General features: G+C 41.3%; 3 protein-coding genes and 1 pseudogene. 2 read left to right on the forward strand and 2 right to left on the reverse strand.

Annotated elements, in window-relative coordinates:
* Positions 1–323: 323 nt before the first annotated feature.
* Positions 324–458, reverse strand: a pseudogene (locus CIK92_RS14030) (IS1380 family transposase); the annotation flags it as partial.
* Between the two features lie 217 nt (positions 459–675).
* Here CIK92_RS14030 and CIK92_RS05980 point away from each other — a divergent pair.
* On the forward strand, positions 676–915 hold the full coding sequence (locus CIK92_RS05980) for a hypothetical protein (RefSeq protein WP_094384407.1): 240 nt from the start codon (positions 676–678) through the stop codon (positions 913–915).
* Complete coding sequence (locus tag CIK92_RS05985; RefSeq protein ID WP_094384405.1) at positions 912–1406, forward strand: hypothetical protein; 495 nt, start codon at positions 912–914, stop codon at positions 1404–1406. The genes CIK92_RS05980 and CIK92_RS05985 overlap by 4 nt, the downstream gene beginning before the upstream one ends.
* Positions 1407–1510: 104 nt before the next feature.
* Here CIK92_RS05985 and CIK92_RS05990 read toward each other — a convergent pair.
* A partial coding sequence (locus tag CIK92_RS05990; protein ID WP_144289356.1) for a transposase occupies positions 1511–2015 on the reverse strand: 505 nt, incomplete at its 5' end.

Consider the following 2015-nt stretch of genomic DNA (forward strand, 5'->3'; position numbering starts at 1 on the left):
AAAGACAAGCACATCCTATATTTGGCTAGATCACTAAAAACACGACAATCATTCTTATCTATATGGGAAAAATTAAAGGATTTCTCTTTGCCGTACGACACAGAGAAATCCTAATGACCGATTTGGGTTAAAGTAGCATATTATGATTTCCTCGGAACATGACCCGCAATCAGAACTGAAATAATTGATAGTAAGACCGTTCTGTTCAAATCTTTCAAAGAACATCTTCAGCGTGTCTTTCTGATGGAAACGAACGTTTTCGTTAAGCCAGATGAGCAGAGCTAAGTTTACTTAAGCTCTGTCATGGCGAGAAAACGTGCCATGAAATGGAACGATCTACACCTTAGACCGAGGGTTGAGTCGATTACGGATGACAATGTGGAGTCAAATTGCTCCATGATTGAAAATATTCCTCCAAAAGGAATGAGTTCCTCAGATTTAATTTGTATTTTTGCTATGTCTATCGTCGGATTCTAATCTCATCAAAGAGGCTCTATCAGGGTCTCAAATCGTCTCTGACCAGATTTGCCGACGCAGATAGCTCTGATAACTGGGAACTCGAAATTTCAGAATACGAGGTTACAGCCCCACACCCCAATAGAGGAGGATATTGGGGAAAACCTTATAGTCCATGGGGAGATATTCCAACAATAGATACAAATATAGAAGGAAACATTGCAAGACATTCTCTATTTTTTTAACACGGAAAAGAAATCATTTAGCAAATACAAAGGAGAAGATAAAAACTTATTCCGACTTGCCGCTATCTTACAATATTTTGATACTGGTGTTTGCCTTACGAAAATTAAAAATGAGAAAGATGCCGGTGGAGATATTGAAACTCATTATACTTCATACGGGGCTTACAAGAAAGCCAATGCAAAATACATAATCACTAAAATATGCCAAGAATGAAAAAGTTATTATTGCTCATAGCCTTCATAGCAGGGCTGTCTAAGGTATGCGCACAGAGTTATACCTACCACCCATTGAAAGAGTTTCGAGGAGATACAATAGCCTTTCTAAAACAGAATTTCTACGACCAGCGCAGCTATTTTATCGGCAAGAAGTTTGAGGTGCTAATTAATCAGTATATATGGGAAATGCCCCTGAAAGATTGTGAGTCGCAGGGCACATCCCCCTATATAGACCCAAAGGGGAAAACCTACCTATGCGGAGCCTGGCTACGCAGTATGGAATGCACCCCCGTAAGGTCTGACACAGCGTGTGCGGTAAATACAGCAAGTATCGTAGTGACATTTGTACCTCCATACACTGTCGATGACGATGATTTTTGCTATAACCAGCCCGATGACATCACTCCATATGGTGTGGCCAATCTCTTGAAAGACTATATCATCAAGGATATAAAGATAGACATTTTCGATCGCCGTCGTAAGTATTAGCTATTATTGCTGTCCGCTAAAACTCTAAAGAGTACAAATCCCTCGCCCGAAGTCCTCTGAAAATGGGACTTCGAGCTTGTTTTATCAAAAAGTAAGCCCCCACTCTAATCAAAAAGGCTTGGTTCAGGAGGTATTTCCTTAGCCTCCTGAACCATTTTTGCCCAGTCTTTTTCTGGTTCCTCAAGAAAAGTATAGCAGTTCACATAATACATGAGCATGATTCTTACCATTGATGCCAATCCAGAAAAGCTCCAAGAGCGTTTGATGCGCTTCTTTATGACCATCAGAAGGAGATTGGCTATCAGGGTGACCCAAATTTGTATCTTGATGGCGTTGGCGCTCTCCCCATAGAAGTATTTAAGCGGGAAATTTTGTTTCAACTGCTTGAACAGCAACTCTATTTCCCATCTCTGGCGGTATATGTCGATGATGTCTTCCACCTCCATGGTCATGTCGTTGGTGAGCAACGATATGACTTTCGGCTTTTTCTTCGCAGGATCGACATAGGTGACAATACGGGCCTTGTGTTTGATATTCTCTCCGCCCTTTATATGTTTCCTGAACTCCACGACCTGGACTCTACACTCCATGAGGCCACACGGCAACATG

The organism is Prevotella sp. P4-67, assembly GCF_002251325.1.
GTDB lineage: Bacteria > Bacteroidota > Bacteroidia > Bacteroidales > Bacteroidaceae > Prevotella.